12 protein-coding genes and 1 pseudogene are annotated in these 15,840 nt (G+C 37.2%); 6 read left to right on the top strand and 7 right to left on the bottom strand.

The genetic code is table 11. The features are described 5' to 3' along the window. The first annotated feature begins 92 nt into the window (after nt 1-92). Nucleotides 93-521, top strand: a complete 429-nt coding sequence (locus GHC26_RS01090) for a hypothetical protein (RefSeq protein WP_163969397.1) — start codon at nt 93-95, stop codon at nt 519-521. A gap of 345 nt (nt 522-866) precedes the next feature. Here GHC26_RS01090 and GHC26_RS01095 read toward each other — a convergent pair. From GHC26_RS01095 to GHC26_RS01110, 4 genes and pseudogenes are all read right to left on the bottom strand, one after another. Beyond that, a pseudogene (locus GHC26_RS01095) lies at nt 867-1,072 on the bottom strand (transposase); the annotation flags it as partial. Nucleotides 1,073-1,292: 220 nt separating this feature from the next. Next, nucleotides 1,293-2,531: an ABC transporter permease gene (locus GHC26_RS01100; protein ID WP_163969398.1), complete on the bottom strand. Its 1,239-nt coding sequence runs from the start codon at nt 2,529-2,531 to the stop codon at nt 1,293-1,295. Next, entirely contained in the window at nt 2,524-3,450 is a 927-nt protein-coding gene (locus GHC26_RS01105) for an ABC transporter ATP-binding protein (protein WP_163969399.1), read from the bottom strand. The genes GHC26_RS01100 and GHC26_RS01105 overlap by 8 nt, the downstream gene beginning before the upstream one ends. 13 nt (nt 3,451-3,463) lie before the next feature. Further along, nucleotides 3,464-4,369: a M23 family metallopeptidase gene (locus tag GHC26_RS01110; RefSeq protein WP_163969400.1), complete on the bottom strand. Its 906-nt coding sequence runs from the start codon at nt 4,367-4,369 to the stop codon at nt 3,464-3,466. A 244-nt stretch (nt 4,370-4,613) separates the two neighbouring features. Between GHC26_RS01110 and GHC26_RS01115 the strand changes: the two genes are divergently transcribed. Beyond that, entirely contained in the window at nt 4,614-5,126 is a 513-nt protein-coding gene (locus tag GHC26_RS01115; RefSeq protein ID WP_163969401.1) for a DoxX family protein, read from the top strand. A gap of 54 nt (nt 5,127-5,180) precedes the next feature. On the opposite strand, the gene GHC26_RS01120 is transcribed toward GHC26_RS01115, so the two are convergent. Further along, complete coding sequence (locus tag GHC26_RS01120) at nt 5,181-5,555, bottom strand: PH domain-containing protein (protein ID WP_163969402.1); 375 nt, start codon at nt 5,553-5,555, stop codon at nt 5,181-5,183. A gap of 160 nt (nt 5,556-5,715) precedes the next feature. Here GHC26_RS01120 and GHC26_RS01125 point away from each other — a divergent pair, with 160 nt between their 5' ends. After that, nucleotides 5,716-6,321 carry a superoxide dismutase family protein gene (locus GHC26_RS01125; protein WP_163969403.1) on the top strand — a complete coding sequence of 202 codons (606 nt, stop codon included), beginning with the start codon at nt 5,716-5,718 and terminating at the stop codon, nt 6,319-6,321. Between the two features lie 572 nt (nt 6,322-6,893). Here the strand turns inward: GHC26_RS01125 and GHC26_RS01130 are convergent. Then, nucleotides 6,894-7,802 (bottom strand): nuclease-related domain-containing protein, encoded by a 909-nt coding sequence (locus tag GHC26_RS01130; RefSeq protein ID WP_163969404.1) that lies wholly within the window; start codon nt 7,800-7,802, stop codon nt 6,894-6,896. 166 nt (nt 7,803-7,968) lie between these two features. On the opposite strand from GHC26_RS01130, the gene GHC26_RS01135 reads away from it, so the two are divergent. Continuing rightward, complete coding sequence (locus GHC26_RS01135; RefSeq protein ID WP_163969405.1) at nt 7,969-9,165, top strand: MFS transporter; 1,197 nt, start codon at nt 7,969-7,971, stop codon at nt 9,163-9,165. Between the two features lie 135 nt (nt 9,166-9,300). Beyond that, a complete protein-coding gene (locus GHC26_RS01140; RefSeq protein WP_163969762.1) occupies nt 9,301-12,477 on the top strand; it encodes a DEAD/DEAH box helicase in 3,177 nt (1,058 codons plus the stop codon). A gap of 52 nt (nt 12,478-12,529) precedes the next feature. Here the strand turns inward: GHC26_RS01140 and GHC26_RS01145 are convergent, their stop codons facing one another. Then, nucleotides 12,530-13,819, bottom strand: a complete 1,290-nt coding sequence (locus GHC26_RS01145) for a hypothetical protein (RefSeq protein ID WP_163969406.1) — start codon at nt 13,817-13,819, stop codon at nt 12,530-12,532. Nucleotides 13,820-14,775: 956 nt separating this feature from the next. On the opposite strand from GHC26_RS01145, the gene GHC26_RS01150 reads away from it, so the two are divergent. Next, nucleotides 14,776-15,801, top strand: a complete 1,026-nt coding sequence (locus GHC26_RS01150; protein ID WP_163969407.1) for a TAXI family TRAP transporter solute-binding subunit — start codon at nt 14,776-14,778, stop codon at nt 15,799-15,801. The last annotated feature ends 39 nt before the right edge of the window (nt 15,802-15,840 follow it).

Below are 15,840 nucleotides of genomic sequence, written 5' to 3' on the forward strand. Positions count from 1 at the left end.
GTTAAACGTGCTAGGTACCTAAACTCTTGATGATGTTGTTAGGTCAATAACCAATATTGGCTTTAATGCTATAGTACATTAAGGAGGTATTTATGAAGCTTCAACATTTGCTTATAATATTTTCCTTTGTAACACTTATCGGTTGTAGTGATCATGAATTGAAAACCTATAATTTAAAAGGAGAAAGTGATCATTGGCAAGGGGAATTAATATTAGAAGAACTTTCATTGGAAGACACAGAGAATGAAAAGGCAACGACATTCTTTGAGTTTATTGGTAATAATCCAGTAGACATTAATTCCATTACTGTGCACTCTCCAGTAAGAACATTAGGGGCTTCAGGGGGTAGTGTATCAGAAACCTTCGAGAAATTGCCTGATGATAATATATTAGAAAGCGAGTATATAAATAGATATTTTTTAGGTTTAATAACTCCTAATAATAAAATTTCTTTTAAAATTACTTGGCTGGATGGTAAAACTAGGCAGTCTGAGAAAATAGTTCTGTATTTAAGTGAATAATTAACTTTGGGAGAAAAGATGATATATCGGAATGTTAATAATATACTTCCTTTTTAAGTGGATTCAAAAAGCAGAAAATGAAATTCGGCTATTTATATTACTGAACCTGAATTATTCACACTTCCAAGTGAAAGCATGAGTTGAAATCAAAGCCAAGTTTTTTCACTTCTTTTGCAAAGATAAGGCGTTGATTTCTATAATTATGACGAGTCAAAACTGCAAGCACTAGAAAATAGCTGTTTTTCGGCATACTACTCCCTTGGTCTTAAATAATGGGCTTTTAAAAATTTGGAATGAAAACGTGATTCACTCTAGCTTAAGTGTTTGAATTCGCTGAAGCACTTTCTAGAAAAATGATTGATATACGAAGCTGGAAGATAATTTTAAGTAAAGGGAGCGTCCTGACTTTACTAATTTACTGGCGACTTTAATAATCCTCGTTCGTATCGTTTGAATTTGCATGTTCTTTTGTTCTTCGGGAAAACAAAGCGTGCGCAGCCAGTTCGTTAAGTTTATGCTAACAGACTCAGCATCTTCCTTACTTCTGTAAGGCATCACCCTCCACAAGCCCCTTTTGTTCAAATTGCTCCAGTGTGACCTCTGTACTCCCCTTCATAATATGCTAAATTTTTTGCATATTATAAAGGAGGAGTTTTTTATGCTTTGTATTCATGTAGTGGGGATAAATATCACCCTCACTGATTGAAGATTCACTTTAGCGTTTTACACTTCAAGAGTAACCCCGTTAGTGATCAAGCGTTTCATTTCGCTTTAAGCCCGAAGCCACTTCCAAATCTCGCCAGGAGTAGCATTCTTCCCGTACATTAAAATACCGACTTTAAATATTTTCCCTGCTAGTTTCATAAAGATCCAAACACTTACAATTAAAATAGCAACTGCAATGATAATTTCGATCCATGGCCATTCTTCTAGCATCGATAAACGTAGCAGCAGAACACCTGGAGTGGTAAACGGAATATAAGTACCAATTTGCGCCATTAAACCACTTGGATCACTTGTAACTGGTCCAATAAAGATAAATGGTAAAAATGGCAGCATCATCACCATCCCTTGGAAGTTCCCGGCTGTTGTCATATCTGTCATTGTTGCACCAATCCCAACAAAGATAGAAGCAAATAGTAAAAATCCGAGAATAGCAATAGCAATTAGAATCACTAACTCAGGAACAAATAAATAATCCACAATTGGTATATCAATTCTCCATAACAGAACTGGTAAAACAAGCGCAATCGACACAACAGCTTGAATGATACCTAACACAAAGTATCCAACAATTTTCCCTTGCATCAAATCGGCTGGGGTTAAGGATGATAAAATGATTTCGGCAATTTTATCTTTCTTTTCCTGTGAAGCACTTTGAAAGATCGCCATTCCTGTGAAAACGATGGAAAGCATAATAAATCCGGCAAAAGCACCTGGTATAATTCGCTCCATTAAGCCTTCATTAAATCCAGATGTTGTCGTCTCAGTAGAGGATTCATCCGTTTCATTGCTTGCCTCTTGAAACATAACCCCGCGTGAGAGGGTAGCTATCTCTTCTTCTGATAAATCAAGCTGTTGCATTTGTATTGTTTGAAGTGGTGTTTCTAATAGTTGCAGTTGGTTGGTGAAAAATGGATCTATTTCTTCACTTGTATAAACAGGTACTATTCCTTCATCTATAGCACGTTCGTCTATAAATAGATAAGCTGTATTTTCACTGTTCTCGATTGCGTTCTGTACTTCTGATTCTTCTATTTCTGTCATTTGCAAGTCCCAATTTAATCCACTTTGGGAGACAGTCTCTTCTATAACCGGAAAGATGTCTAATTGGTCTTGTATGTAAATAGTGGTTACTGCTGTTTCCTCTTCCTCTGAATCTCCAAATAGAGTACCTAAAACCATAAAGCCAATGATAATTGCAGGCGTTAAGAACAAGCCGATTAAAAAGGTTTTATTCTTCAAGTTCCGTTTGATTTCCCATTTTGCTACTTTCATCGTGTTACGCATTGGCTTCCCCTCTTTCCTGCATTAAATTTTTCCCTGTTGCAATGGCAATAAATATTTCATGGAGCGTAATTCGATCAATCCGTAATTCTTGAATGTCGAGTCCATCTGGTAGCCCCTTAAGCCATGAAGTAGGTTGAACCTCTTTGTCAAGGTAAAGTATGGATGTATTCCCATCTTGTTCAACGCGTTCTACATTTGCTAAATGTTCGAAATCAGTATGATCATTTTTTCCATGAATGGTACATTTGAAATTGGCATATTCTCTTTTAACATCGTCCATCGATCCATAAATAACCTTTTGGCCACGGTGGATCATAAATAAACGATCTGCCATTTCCTCTACTAAATTCATCTGATGAGAGGATAGTAGAATGGCAGTCCCTTTTTCAGCTAGGTTACGAATTTCATCTTTAAAGAGTTCTTGGCTTACAGGATCAAGTCCTGAGAACGGTTCATCTAATATGAGCAGTTCTGGTTCATGAATAATAGATGCGATAAATTGCACCTTTTGCCCCATTCCTTTAGACAACTCTTCAACAGATACATTTTCTTTACCTTCAAGGTCAAATTTCTTTAAATAGTTAAGCGCACGTTCTTTTGCTTTTTGTAACGGATAATCTTTTAACTCTGCTAAATACAGCAAGATATCCATTACTTTTACATTCTTGTACAACCCACGCTCCTCTGGTAAATAACCGATCCGGTGACGAGGAATATCGTCGTGACCATGAAAGGAAATAGATCCTGTATCTGGATACATGATTCCCATAATATTACGAATGGTAGTCGATTTACCAGCACCATTTGGTCCTAAGATTGCCATGATTTCTCCTTTTCTTACTTCAAAGGAGATGTTGTGGAGAACTTGTGTATCTTTAAATGATTTTCCTAAGTCTTTAACAGTTAACATTGTTTCCATATTCTTCCTCCTATTAATCTTTTTTTACAATGCTATTTCTAGTGAGGAATTCCCCGTTAAATTGGATCGGAACTCCTACTCCATCTTTTTCGGCATGAATATGTAAATGTGGTTCCGTTGTATTTCCGGAATTTCCAACAGAGCCTATTTGCTGTCCTTCCTCTATCATATCCCCATTCTCTACAAGGACACTATTTTCCTGCATATGTGCAAGATAGACCTTTATCTCTTCATCTCCATCACATGCTACAGCGACATAATTTCCTTCTAGTCGCTCCTGATCTCTCTCTGGTGGTGTTAGGTCTTCTAGATGGCCTCTCGTTTCCATGACTTCTCCACTACAAGGACTATACAAAGGTTCTCCATATATCTCATACTTTTCTAGGTCCTTTGGATAGATGCCTTTTGCTCTCGTTTGAAAAGCATTTAGTTTCATGATATCTAGTGCATATTGTTGGGCTTCGACTTGTTGGTGATGATTGATTTGCTCATGATTGCCACCTTGACCGATGTAGTAGGCTCCATCTTGTAATGGGAACTGCAGTTCAATAGGCTCATCCTCTGTTGTGAAACCAGATAATGATACTATAGTATATAGGCCAAATATAAACGCAAGAATCCCATTGATCCCTACGTTTAACTTCTCTTTTTTTGATAGGTGAGTTCGAAATGGTAGTTTCTTTATTTTCCTCCAAGATAAATAGACAACGATGATGAGTACAATTGGAAATATGTAGCGTATGTAATATCCAAACCAATCCCAAGCACCCGCGATAAAGAGCCATGTAATAATCATTGTGGTAGATAAAAGCTGGAACACCCAGTGTAGTTTATTATCAAATTTCGTTTTGTACAATTCAATAAGAAACACACTTGGTAAAAGCAATTGGATAATGATATTTATAATGGAGAATGTCACAATTACACCTCCTAAATCCTACTAATATATAGTCTATCATACGATTATATTGATAGGACGTTTCACTTCTGTTCATAATTAAGTCAAACATTTTTGTCTAATTTGTGAAATGATGAACAATTCCACCCGTAACTCATGAATCCATGATATGATGTAACTGTAATTAAGGGATATACACACAATATATTGTGAAATATTGAGCAATAGGAAATTATATTTATAAATCATAAAGGAGCTGGTTACCATGTTTTTAGATTTCATCCGTAACAATAAGGTAGTTGCTGGAGTATTAGCATTCCTTCGTATATATATTGGTTATCAATGGTTTACATCAGGTTTTGGAAAAATAACGACTGGGGGATTTGATGCAAGTGGATTCTTGCAAGGCGCTATTGCCAGTGCAGGCGGGGATCACCCAGCTGTACAAGGTTGGTGGGCAACGTTTCTTGAAGCAGTTGCATTACCGAATGCAGGATTGTTTAGCTTCCTCGTTATGTGGGGTGAAGTATTAGTAGGTGCAGCACTCATCCTTGGTTTATTTACAAACTTTGCAGCATTAATGGGTATTACCATGAACTTTGCCTTCTTATTCAGTGGAACAGTTAGCACGAACGCACAAATGGTTGTCATTACATTTTTCTTAATCGTAGCTGGCTTTAATGCTGGACGTTATGGTTTAGATCGTTGGGTTATCCCATTCTTAAAAAGCCATACAACTCGTCAAAAAACAAATAAAAAAGAAGTTGTTACTGCATAGTGAAAAATGAGAAAGCTGAGCGCGCATAATGGTGCTCAGCTTTTGGTTGTTACCTTAGCCTACATATTCTGCTAATACTGCTTGTACTTTATAAATGTTTAGTTGTTTGTTAAATGTTTTTTCAATTGGTGTTTGGCTTCCAGATACCCATATTTTTAATTCTGCTTCTAAATCAAACGTTCCAGCTGTTTCAACTGAGAAATGGGTAATACTTTTGTAAGGAATGGAGTGATATTCCATCTTTTTCCCTGTCATCCCTTGTTTGTCAACTAGAATCAAACGCTTATTAGTGAAAACAAATAAATCGCGAATAAGCTTATATGCATGTTCTACTTGTTCTGATGATCCTAGTAGTTCTGATAATTCCTCTTGTACTTCTTTTGGATCAGCCTCTGAAGCATTTCCCATCATTCCATCAAATAATCCCATCTATAAGACCTCCTAAGTAGTTTCTCTATTTAGTATAACAAATAATGATCTTTATATTGACAAAATTACCTGATGATTTAGACATAGGGGAAAATAGGTTTAAAAATCCTTTTACTTGCAAAAATGAATGATAAGACTACCTGCAAGAAAGGAGAGCAACATGAAACAGATTACATATAGTATTCTCATCATTATGGTTCCTTTATTCCTCAGTGCTTGTGCTCAAGACAAAGTAGAGGAACCAAACCGACAAGTGCAAAGTAAAGAAATAGTGAATGATGATGGAGTTCCAGATGAGATGAATAAAGTAGTACTAGTCGATTTGCAAGATCAAGATGGAGAAAAAGTGGGGACGGCAAGATTGGAACAAGGTACTATTGGTGTTAATATTCAGCTGATTGGGTCGAATTTACCGCCAGGAGAGCATGGCTTCCATATTCATGAAAATGGATCTTGTGAAGCACCAAATTTTGAGTCTGCAGGAGGTCACTTTAATCCTACCGATCGTAATCATGGATTTGATGATCGCGAAGGACCACATGCTGGCGATTTACCAAATATTGAAGTTGAAGAGGATGGATCTGTTGAAGTAGATATTTTGGCAGAGAGCGTCACTTTAATCGAAGACGATGAAATTTCACTATTAGATAATGGTGGAACTGCATTAATGATCCACTCAGATCCAGATGATTACAAATCCCAACCATCGGGTGATGCTGGAGAAAGAATCGCATGCGGTGTTATTAGTATGGAAGCCCCTGACTAATTTAATACCTAACAGTAATTGTCGATTAGAAGCCTAAATTACAGTGTGGTTTAGGCTTTTCTATGCTGCACACCTCGATAGCACGGGTCTAACATTTCGAATGAGCAGGAAAGTGGAAGCAAAAGTCAAATAGGGAGAATCTGTCTAACGTCCCGAATGAGCCGGAGATCCACGAAAAAGTCCGATAGCGATCGTCTAACGTCCCGAATGAGCCGGAGATCCACGAAAAAAGTCCGATAGCGATCGTCTAAAGACCCGAATAAGTTGGAGATCCATGAAAAAAGTCCGATAACGATCGTCTAAAGACCCGAATGAGCCGGAGATCCACGAAAAAGTCCGATAGCGATCGTCTAAAGACCCGAATGAGCTGGAGATCCATGAAAAAGTCCGATAGCGATCGTCTAAAGACCCGAATGAGCTGGAGATCCATGAAAAAAGTCCAATAGAGAGCGTCTAAAGACCTGAATGAGTAGGAAATCCATGAAAAAAGTCCGATAGAAAGTGACTAAAGACCCGAGAGAGCAGGAAGAATCCCTCGAAACTGCCAATGATGCTCCGAGGGATTCTTCCAATCATTTATAGTAGGTCCATCGCTTGTCACTTACTTTCACAAAATGTTGATTTAATATGTTTCTAATCATTTTTTGGAATGGCACCACCTTACACCATTCGTGAATGATGCTTGATGTAATTTTCTTTTCTGGAAATAAAAGCTGGAATTCCTTGACTGCTCGCATAACAGCAGTAGCAGCGGTTTCTTTGTTTCCGCAGTCATTACATACACATTTCCTCCCTACAATTGAAATAGCAAATGATTGGCATTCAAGGCACATAATCCCTTTTGTCATTTGGGTATAATCATAGGATGGCAGTTTATTATATGGAGATTCATTCATGTGCAATTTAACTAAACGTTTCGCTAATTGTTTGTGTCTATCAGTTAATTTAGTAGAAATAGAATTAAGTTTTTTCATAAACTGCGGAATCTGTGTTGGATAAATAATTGGTTTATCAAGAGGGGCCTGGTATAAGGTGAATTCGGGATTGATAAAGATAACGTAGGATTTAATGGGGATGGAAAATCCATGTTTACGTAGTAATTGACGAAGCAGGGATTCGCACCTTCCTAGCTGATGCAGTGGATTAAGGATTTCATGCATGGGTTTCTTGTAAAAGTTCTCTCCTTCGTAATAATAATCACCTTCATAATTTTTCACTTCAAAGAGGTAAATCACTTCTGATGAAATGATGAGCGAGTCCACTTGAAAAACAGTATTATTTGAGTGAATTAGCAAATCATTTAAGATTAAACAATCACATTGAAGCTGTTTTGTCCATGCATCAAATTCCACTTCTCCTTCGTATCCTTTCTGCAGGTTTATAAAGTAATGCTTGTCCTTAGTCGACAACATTAACCTAGAGTAAAGTAAACTTAAGATTAACAGTTCAGTTGATTTTGTCCGACGTTTATAAGGAGTCATCTTCCACTTCCTTTCTTATTATATTAAAACTATTATATCGAAAAGAAACGATACATCAAGTATTTTTCCGACTTTTTGAAAATGGACGAAAAACCTATTTCCAAATCCCCTCATTCTCTTGTATAATATATTTCGATTAACGAAATAAGAGGGAGACGAAGTAAAGATGGATACACAAGCGAATAGAGAAGCAATTGCAGCTACTCCAGATAAAATTTGGACACGTGATTTTGTGCTCATTTGTCTGGCTAATTTTTTTATCTTTTTAGGATTTCAAATGACGCTACCAACGATCCCATTATTTGTGAAAGAGTTAGGTGGGAGTGATCAGTTAATTGGAGTGGTTGTTGGGATTTTTACTTTTTCAGCATTATTATTCCGTCCATATGCAGGTCATTCATTGGAAACAAAAGGACGTCGGTTTGTTTATATGATTGGACTGACTGTATTTGTGCTTTCCGTTGGGTCCTATGCGTTTGTTGCGAGTATTGTTCTTTTATTTATCATGCGGATGGTACAGGGAGTTGGGTGGGGGTTTTCGACAACAGCAACAGGTACCATTGCAACGGATTTAATTCCTCCTAAACGGCGTGGGGAGGGGATGGGCTACTTTGGTTTGTCTGGTAATTTGGCACTCGCATTTGGCCCCTCCCTCGGTCTCTCATTTTTAGGTTATATGTCGTTTACAGGCTTATTTTTAATTTGTGCATCCCTTGGGTTAATGGCATTATTATTGTCATCCAAAATCCGTTATAAAAAAGTAGAAGCGTTAGCACACCAGACAGCAACTGTGAAATTTGATATTTTTGAGAAAACAGCGATACAACCATCGATTCTATTATTTTTTATTACGGTAACATTTGGTGGAATCGCTTCTTTTCTACCATTATACGCAGCAGAAAAAGATATTACTGGAATTGAACTTTATTTTTTAGTGTATGCCATCTTTTTAATGCTATCTCGAACATTTGCGGGTAAACTATATGATAAAAAAGGCCATATTTTCGTGTTTCCACCAGGAGCAACCCTTATTCTATTTGCAATGCTACTATTATCCTGGTTACCAAATACAGCCGTTATGTTAGTTGCAGCAGCATTATATGGATTAGGGTTTGGTAGTGTTCAGCCAGCATTACAAGCGTGGTCTGTTCAAAAAGCACCAGAAAATCGAAAAGGAATGGCTAATGCAACGTTTTTTTCTTTCTTTGATTTAGGGGTTGGAATTGGTGCTATTGTATTTGGTCAACTTGCTTATGTGTTTGGGTATGGGATTATTTATACAACAGCAGCAGGTTCTGTTATGTCTTCCATTCTGATTTATATTTATCTTTATTTAAAAACACGTAAAGCACATGTCTCATAGCTGGATAGGTCTACTATAGTATGTTTAAACGCCCCATTGTTTTCCAATCCTAGTAGAAGTGAGTATAGTTTAAAAACAGGCATTTCTCGTTTACAATAGAGATAACGAGATTGGAGAAGGTAGGTACTAGAATTGTTGAAAAACTTACGTGATGTGAACATAAAACGATTATTTCCACCTATTGTGTATAGGCGGGGGTTAGAATATTATCAACATGGTTTAGTTAGTGACCTATTATATGATATTAACAATCAAATTTGGACCGCAACCGTGCATGGTTCACAAGACTATTTTGTGGAAATCAATATGCAAGACTATGAAAAAGGTTCAATTGATACATTTTGTGACTGCCCTGCATTTGATACGTATGATTCCTGTAAACATATAGTTGCGACATTAATTAGTATTCAGTACAAAAATAAAAAGCAGCCTAAACCTACCATTTCACGATATGCAGATTATGGAGTAACTAATCGGTTTATGGATGCGCTCCGTACCGTTCCATCATCTCAACATAAAACGGAATGGTTACTAGAAAAGATACCATTACATGTGGAATATTATATGAAATGGACCTATGACGAAAAAATCGTCGTTTCTTTAAAAGTTGGACCACAGCGCTGTTTTGTGGTAAAGGATGCTTTTGCATTTTTAAAGGATGTATTGGAAGAAAAAGAACATGAGTTTACGAAAACATTTACCTATAATCCAGAAACCCATTATTTCCAACAACAAGATTTAGAAATCTTTGAAACCCTGTATGCCATTTTAAGAAATGAACAAATATACAATAAAGAAAGTCTGTATTCTATCGGGCGAATGAGTCATGATAAGCGATATATCCTGATTCCTCCATTAGCACTGCCCTCTTTATTAGAAGATCTGATGGAGCGGGATTTTACAGTAGAAGATGAAAAAAAATCATTTTCATCCATTCAACTTGTACGGGATGAGCTACCATATCACTTTGAATTTACAAAAAATGAACAGGGAGAATTCATGTTAACGATGCATGATGTTTCCACTGGAACAATTTTCAAAGAATATAACATGCTTTTTTATGATGGAACCTTTTATTTTCCATCCAAGGACCAACTCCCTATTGTGAACCAGCTTAGTGGATTTGCTTACTATGACACACAGCTTCCTGTATCAAAAGATCAAGCAGATCAATTTTTATCAGAGGTATTGCCGTCTCTTCAAAAAGTTGGGGAAGTAGATATTGCAGATACGATCAAAAATGAGATGGTTCAAGTTCCGCTTCAAGCAAAACTCTATTTAGATATGAAAGAGGATTGGATTGTTGGGAACTTAACCTACCATTATGGGGATGAAGTGATTAATCCGTTTCATGATCAACAACAGCGTGATCAGATTATCATTCGTGATGTGGAAAAAGAACAACAGATTATGCAGCTTATTGAGCAGGCAAATTTTCATTATAACGGAAAAGAATTATATATCGAGGCGAGTGAAGAGGAACTCTATACCTTTTTATATGAAATCTTACCTGTTTTAGATAAACACCTTGAAGTATTTCTAACAAGTGAGATTCGACATATGATTGTGGAGCAGGAACCGAATCCGAAGACAAGTGTCCAGTTAGAGACAGGATCCAATTTACTAGATATTGGATTTGATATCTCTGGTGTTAAGGATGCAGAAATTAACCAAATTTTAGAGGCGGTTATTGAAAGAAAGAAATATTATCGTTTACAAGATGGTGCATTACTCTCTTTAGAAGGTGAAGGATTTTCTTCGATGCAGAGCTTTTTTGATGAAATGGATATTACAAAAGATCAATTACAGGATGGATCGGTTCAAATGCCTGTATATCGAGGAACACAAGTAGATGAATTAATCGGAACAAAAAAACAGTATGATCCTGCATTTCGGAGGTTACTCCACCAATTAGAGGCACCAGAAGAACAAGTATACGAAATTCCTGAAAACCTTCATGCGACCTTACGTGACTATCAGTTAACAGGGTATCAATGGTTTAAATCGCTTAGTGAATACCATTTAGGAGGAATACTAGCAGATGATATGGGTTTAGGGAAAACATTGCAAAGCATTGCCTATATTCTATCAGAACCTAGTCAAAATCCCCATTTAATCGTTGTTCCTTCTTCTGTTGTCTATAATTGGAAGAATGAATTTGAAAAGTTTGCACCAGACTTACGTGTAGCGGTTATGACGGGAAATCCAGTGGAACGACGGGAAAAAATCTCCCAATCACAGCATATTGATGTTTGGATTACATCTTATGCGACACTACGTCAAGATATTGCCTATTACCGTGAACTTTTGTTTGAAATTGTTATTCTTGATGAAGCGCAATATATTAAAAACTATGCCACGAAAACATCGCAAGCAATACGACAAATTCAAGCAAGTCGCCGCTTTGCACTAAGTGGAACACCAATTGAGAATGCGATAGATGAATTGTGGGCTATTTTCCAAGTAATCCTACCAGGGTTAATGCCAAATCAAAGGGCCTTTAAACAATTGTCCTATGAAAAGGTTGCGATGATGACTAGACCATTTATTTTACGTCGTCTGAAGCAAGATGTATTAAAAGAACTTCCTGACAAAATAGAGTCGGTTCAAATATCAGAGTTAACAAAGGAGCAAAAAGAATTATATGTAGGGTATCATCGTCAATTACAACAAGAAGCTGCACAATCAATACAGGAGAGTGGATTCCAGCAGAACCGTATGAAGATACTGGCTGGATTAACACGTCTTCGTCAAATATGCTGTCACCCGTCCATGTTTATGGAAAACTATGAAGGACAGTCTGGTAAACTAGAACAGTTAATGGATACCATCAACTCTGCATTAGCTAATGGAAAACGGATGTTGATCTTTTCGCAGTTTACCAGTATGCATGAAATCATCATCCAGAAGTTGGAAAAGTTAGGAATTGACTATTTCTATTTACATGGTCAAACAAAGTCACAAGATCGTGTGGAGATGAGTGACCGTTTTAATCAAGGAGAGAAAAATGTCTTTCTTATTTCCCTAAAAGCTGGTGGAACAGGTTTAAACTTAACTGGTGCTGATACGGTAATATTGTATGATTTATGGTGGAACCCAGCAGTAGAGGATCAAGCGGCAGGACGTGCTCACCGATTTGGGCAAAAGAATGTCGTGCAAGTGATTCGTCTTGTGACAGAAGGAACCATTGAGCAAAAGATATATGATTTACAGCAAAAAAAACGAGAGCTTATAGATCAAGTGATTCAGCCAGGTGAAGCGATGTTATCTAGTTTAAGTGAAGAGGATGTTCGCCAATTACTAAATATATAAGCTGGATTTAATACAAAAGCCAGACCTGGTAAGTGTCTGGCTTAAAGTATGATTATAGGTCTAATTGAAATAGTTTTCGTGGTCTTCCTTTCAAATACGGTTTTTCTTCTCCCACCGCTTTAATGACATTACCTGATAATAGCTTATTTACGGTCCGTTCTGCACTACGTTTGGTCACACTATAAAAAGAAGCAATATCATTTGATGAGAACGGTTCATTATTTCGGGTGGTAATAAAGTCGATGAAATTATAGGACAGCTCATTATTTAATTTTGCTTGGTGAATCAGTGCATGATAGAGTTCTGAGGTCTTGAAAGGTTTCGCAACACCCAGAGGTCCAATAGTATCCTGACGTTCATTAACAATATAGCAATTACTATCTGCATCGTTAGCACAAACCTCAAGTGCGCACTTTGCATTGTCTTCCGCTTGTTTTGCAGTTAATCCTAAGCCAAATCCAATTTCAACTGGTGTATGTAACGCACGTTCGAGCTCTTGAATTAGTGGGAAATCACGATAATGATTGGTAATATGATCTAGTATTCCTTTCGTACCAAATACAACAAATTGATTATCGCTAGTTAACACAGATGAATACGTTAGTTTTCCAAACCTTAATAAAACACGGTGTAACGTTAATAAGGTTTCTTGCGCAACGATTTTGCCTTTTTCGGATACAAGATCATGAAATTGTTTCACACGAACATAGCCAACAACAATTTGTGCACTTTTACTTTGGTTTAATTTTGTAATGGATTTAGCTTCTTGAAGTGCATGATCTATATTAATCTTTGGGATTTCCATTGTATAGGCTGGGATACCAGCTTTTGCTAGGGAGTGTTCCACTTCTTCAATAGAGGTAAGGACATAATCAACCTTCCCAGTCTCCCACAGATTTTTGTGATAATTGACAATCTGTAAAATTTGGGTAGAAGAATTATCACCATATCCATATGTATAAATATCACGGTGTGTTAAGTTAAGTTCTTTTAAGACTTCTCGTACATGGTTTCGGTTTTGGATGTCAATGGAGAAACGATTTAAATTTTGATTTTGTTCATTATTAATACGATAAAAGGATGATAATAGCATATACTCGTCAAAGGAAATTTGTATGGCTGGTAATCGTTTTTTCTCTATCTTTTCTTTTGCATAAAGGTAGGCAAGTGGAGTAGTAAATAAATAAATATCACACATGATTGCTTTTTCAACTAGCATTGTCGTTTCAGCTTTCTTCTTGTATACAAATGGTACGATTTCGATATCTCTCATATCTTCTGCATAGCGTTGTATTCTTTCAATGATATCTTCTCTTCCAAAAGTAGCGACTTTTATCTTCATGTTCCCCCTCCATTTCCAATTTAGTAGCCATTTCCCCTATATAACAACGACGCTATATATATCCACTATGACCTCTATTATATAAATACATCATACGGAATTTTCTTAATATTGTCAAGGATAAAAATTGTTGCTTAACTAATTAATGTATTAAACTATTAAACTATTAAATCATACGATGCGAATCATAGTGTCTTTATTGATAGGTGTTTTCTAAACGTTCTATTCTCACTTTTTTACTGCTTTTTATGCCGCATAATCTATATTGTGCGCAGTAAAGTTGCGCTTGATTTCCGCTACGGACAGTCGCTTTCACCAGGGGCATAAGTGCGACATCTGTTCAAACTTTACGTTTTCACAGTGTCTTCTTTACCGCAGGCACGGCCTCAGCCTCCTCTATAGAAAAGCGTAAGCGCCTTGGTCACACCCGACAAGCTTAAGCCAAGCCTCGTGTGGCGGTTTTGCCACAAAGAGGATTGACTTAAGACCTCGAGGGTGTAGGCGCTGTAGCTAGACATCGGAAGAAGACCGCTTCCTCCGGGGGCTTCGGACACGTGCTTTTCCTGCAGGAGTCGACTGTCCTAAGCTCCAATCAACTATTGTATTAGCATTTATGATGATATTAATAAGAAATAGAACACGAGCTAGCGGAGGAAATACACGAAGACTCCTGCAGGAAAAGAGGCATAGGTGAGACCCCTAAAGACGAGTAGCACAAGGAGGCTCAACAGCCGCCTGCGGAAAGCGAAGTGTATTTCCGTAGCGGTAATTATAGATAAAACTACTGCGTATAATACATCAACTATGCATTAAGGTTAATGCTTGAAAAAGCAGCAATCTTAAATTATGCATGTAGATCCTTACTTATAAATAAAAAATCATATTTACTAAGGCCTTGTCATAACAATTAAGTAGCCAGAATTTTAGCTAATTATAAGATAAAAGGGGGAAGATTTGTGAAAAATCTAAAGTTAGTAGGGTTATTATTAGTTGTCGTATTATTAGCTCTTGCAGGGTGTGGAAGTGCGCAAGAGGATAGTGATGATGGCGGTGGAGGATCAGATGGTGAAGGATCATCAGGTGGTGAACGTATTACAATTGGTACAGGTGGAACAAGTGGTACGTATTATCCACTTGGAGTAGCAATGGCACAGCAAATATTTAGTGGTGTTGATGGAGTGGATAATGCAAATGCTGTTTCAACAGGTGCTTCAGTATCTAATGCGCAAGAAATGGCAGATGGTAAATATCAATTAGCATTAATTCAAAATGATATCGCTTACTATGCCGTAAATGGTGAAACATTAGAAGACTTTGAAGGAAATACGGTCGATAATATGGCAGGATTTGCATCTCTTTATCCAGAGGACATTCAGCTTGTGACAACTGCCGATAGTGGTATTACATCACTTGATGATTTAGAAGGAAAAAATGTAGCTGTTGGTGATCAAGGTAGTGGAGCAGAAGCAAATGCTAGCCAAGTATTAGAAGCAGCAGGTATTACGTATGATGATATTACGGCTGAATTTCTAGGGTTTGGTGATGCTGCACAGGGATTGCAAAATGGAACGATTGATGCAGCATTTATTACGGCAGGTGCACCAACAAGTGCTATTCAAGAACTAGGTGCAAGTAAAGATGTGCATGTTTTATCACTTCCAGATGATGTCATTTCTACACTAACATCTGAGTATTCCTATTATACAGAACGGAACATTCCTGCTGATACGTATGGGGATTATGGACAAACGGAAGATATTACAACTGTTGCCGTGATGGCGATTATGGTCGTAGACAGTGGATTATCAGAAGATACGGTTTACAATATGACAAAAGCAATGTTTGAAAATAAAGATGAGTTAGAAGCTGCACATGATCGTGGAACCGATATTACATTGGATTCTGCATTAGATGGTATGTCCATTGATCTTCACCCTGGTGCGGCTAAATATTATGAAGAAGAAGGTATTTCTGTAGAATAATGAATGGTTATCCTTCTATCCTGAAGTGGCTGACAAAAC

This window comes from Oceanobacillus halotolerans (genome assembly GCF_010993955.1).
In the GTDB taxonomy this organism is placed as follows: domain Bacteria; phylum Bacillota; class Bacilli; order Bacillales; family Amphibacillaceae; genus Oceanibacillus_A; species Oceanibacillus_A halotolerans.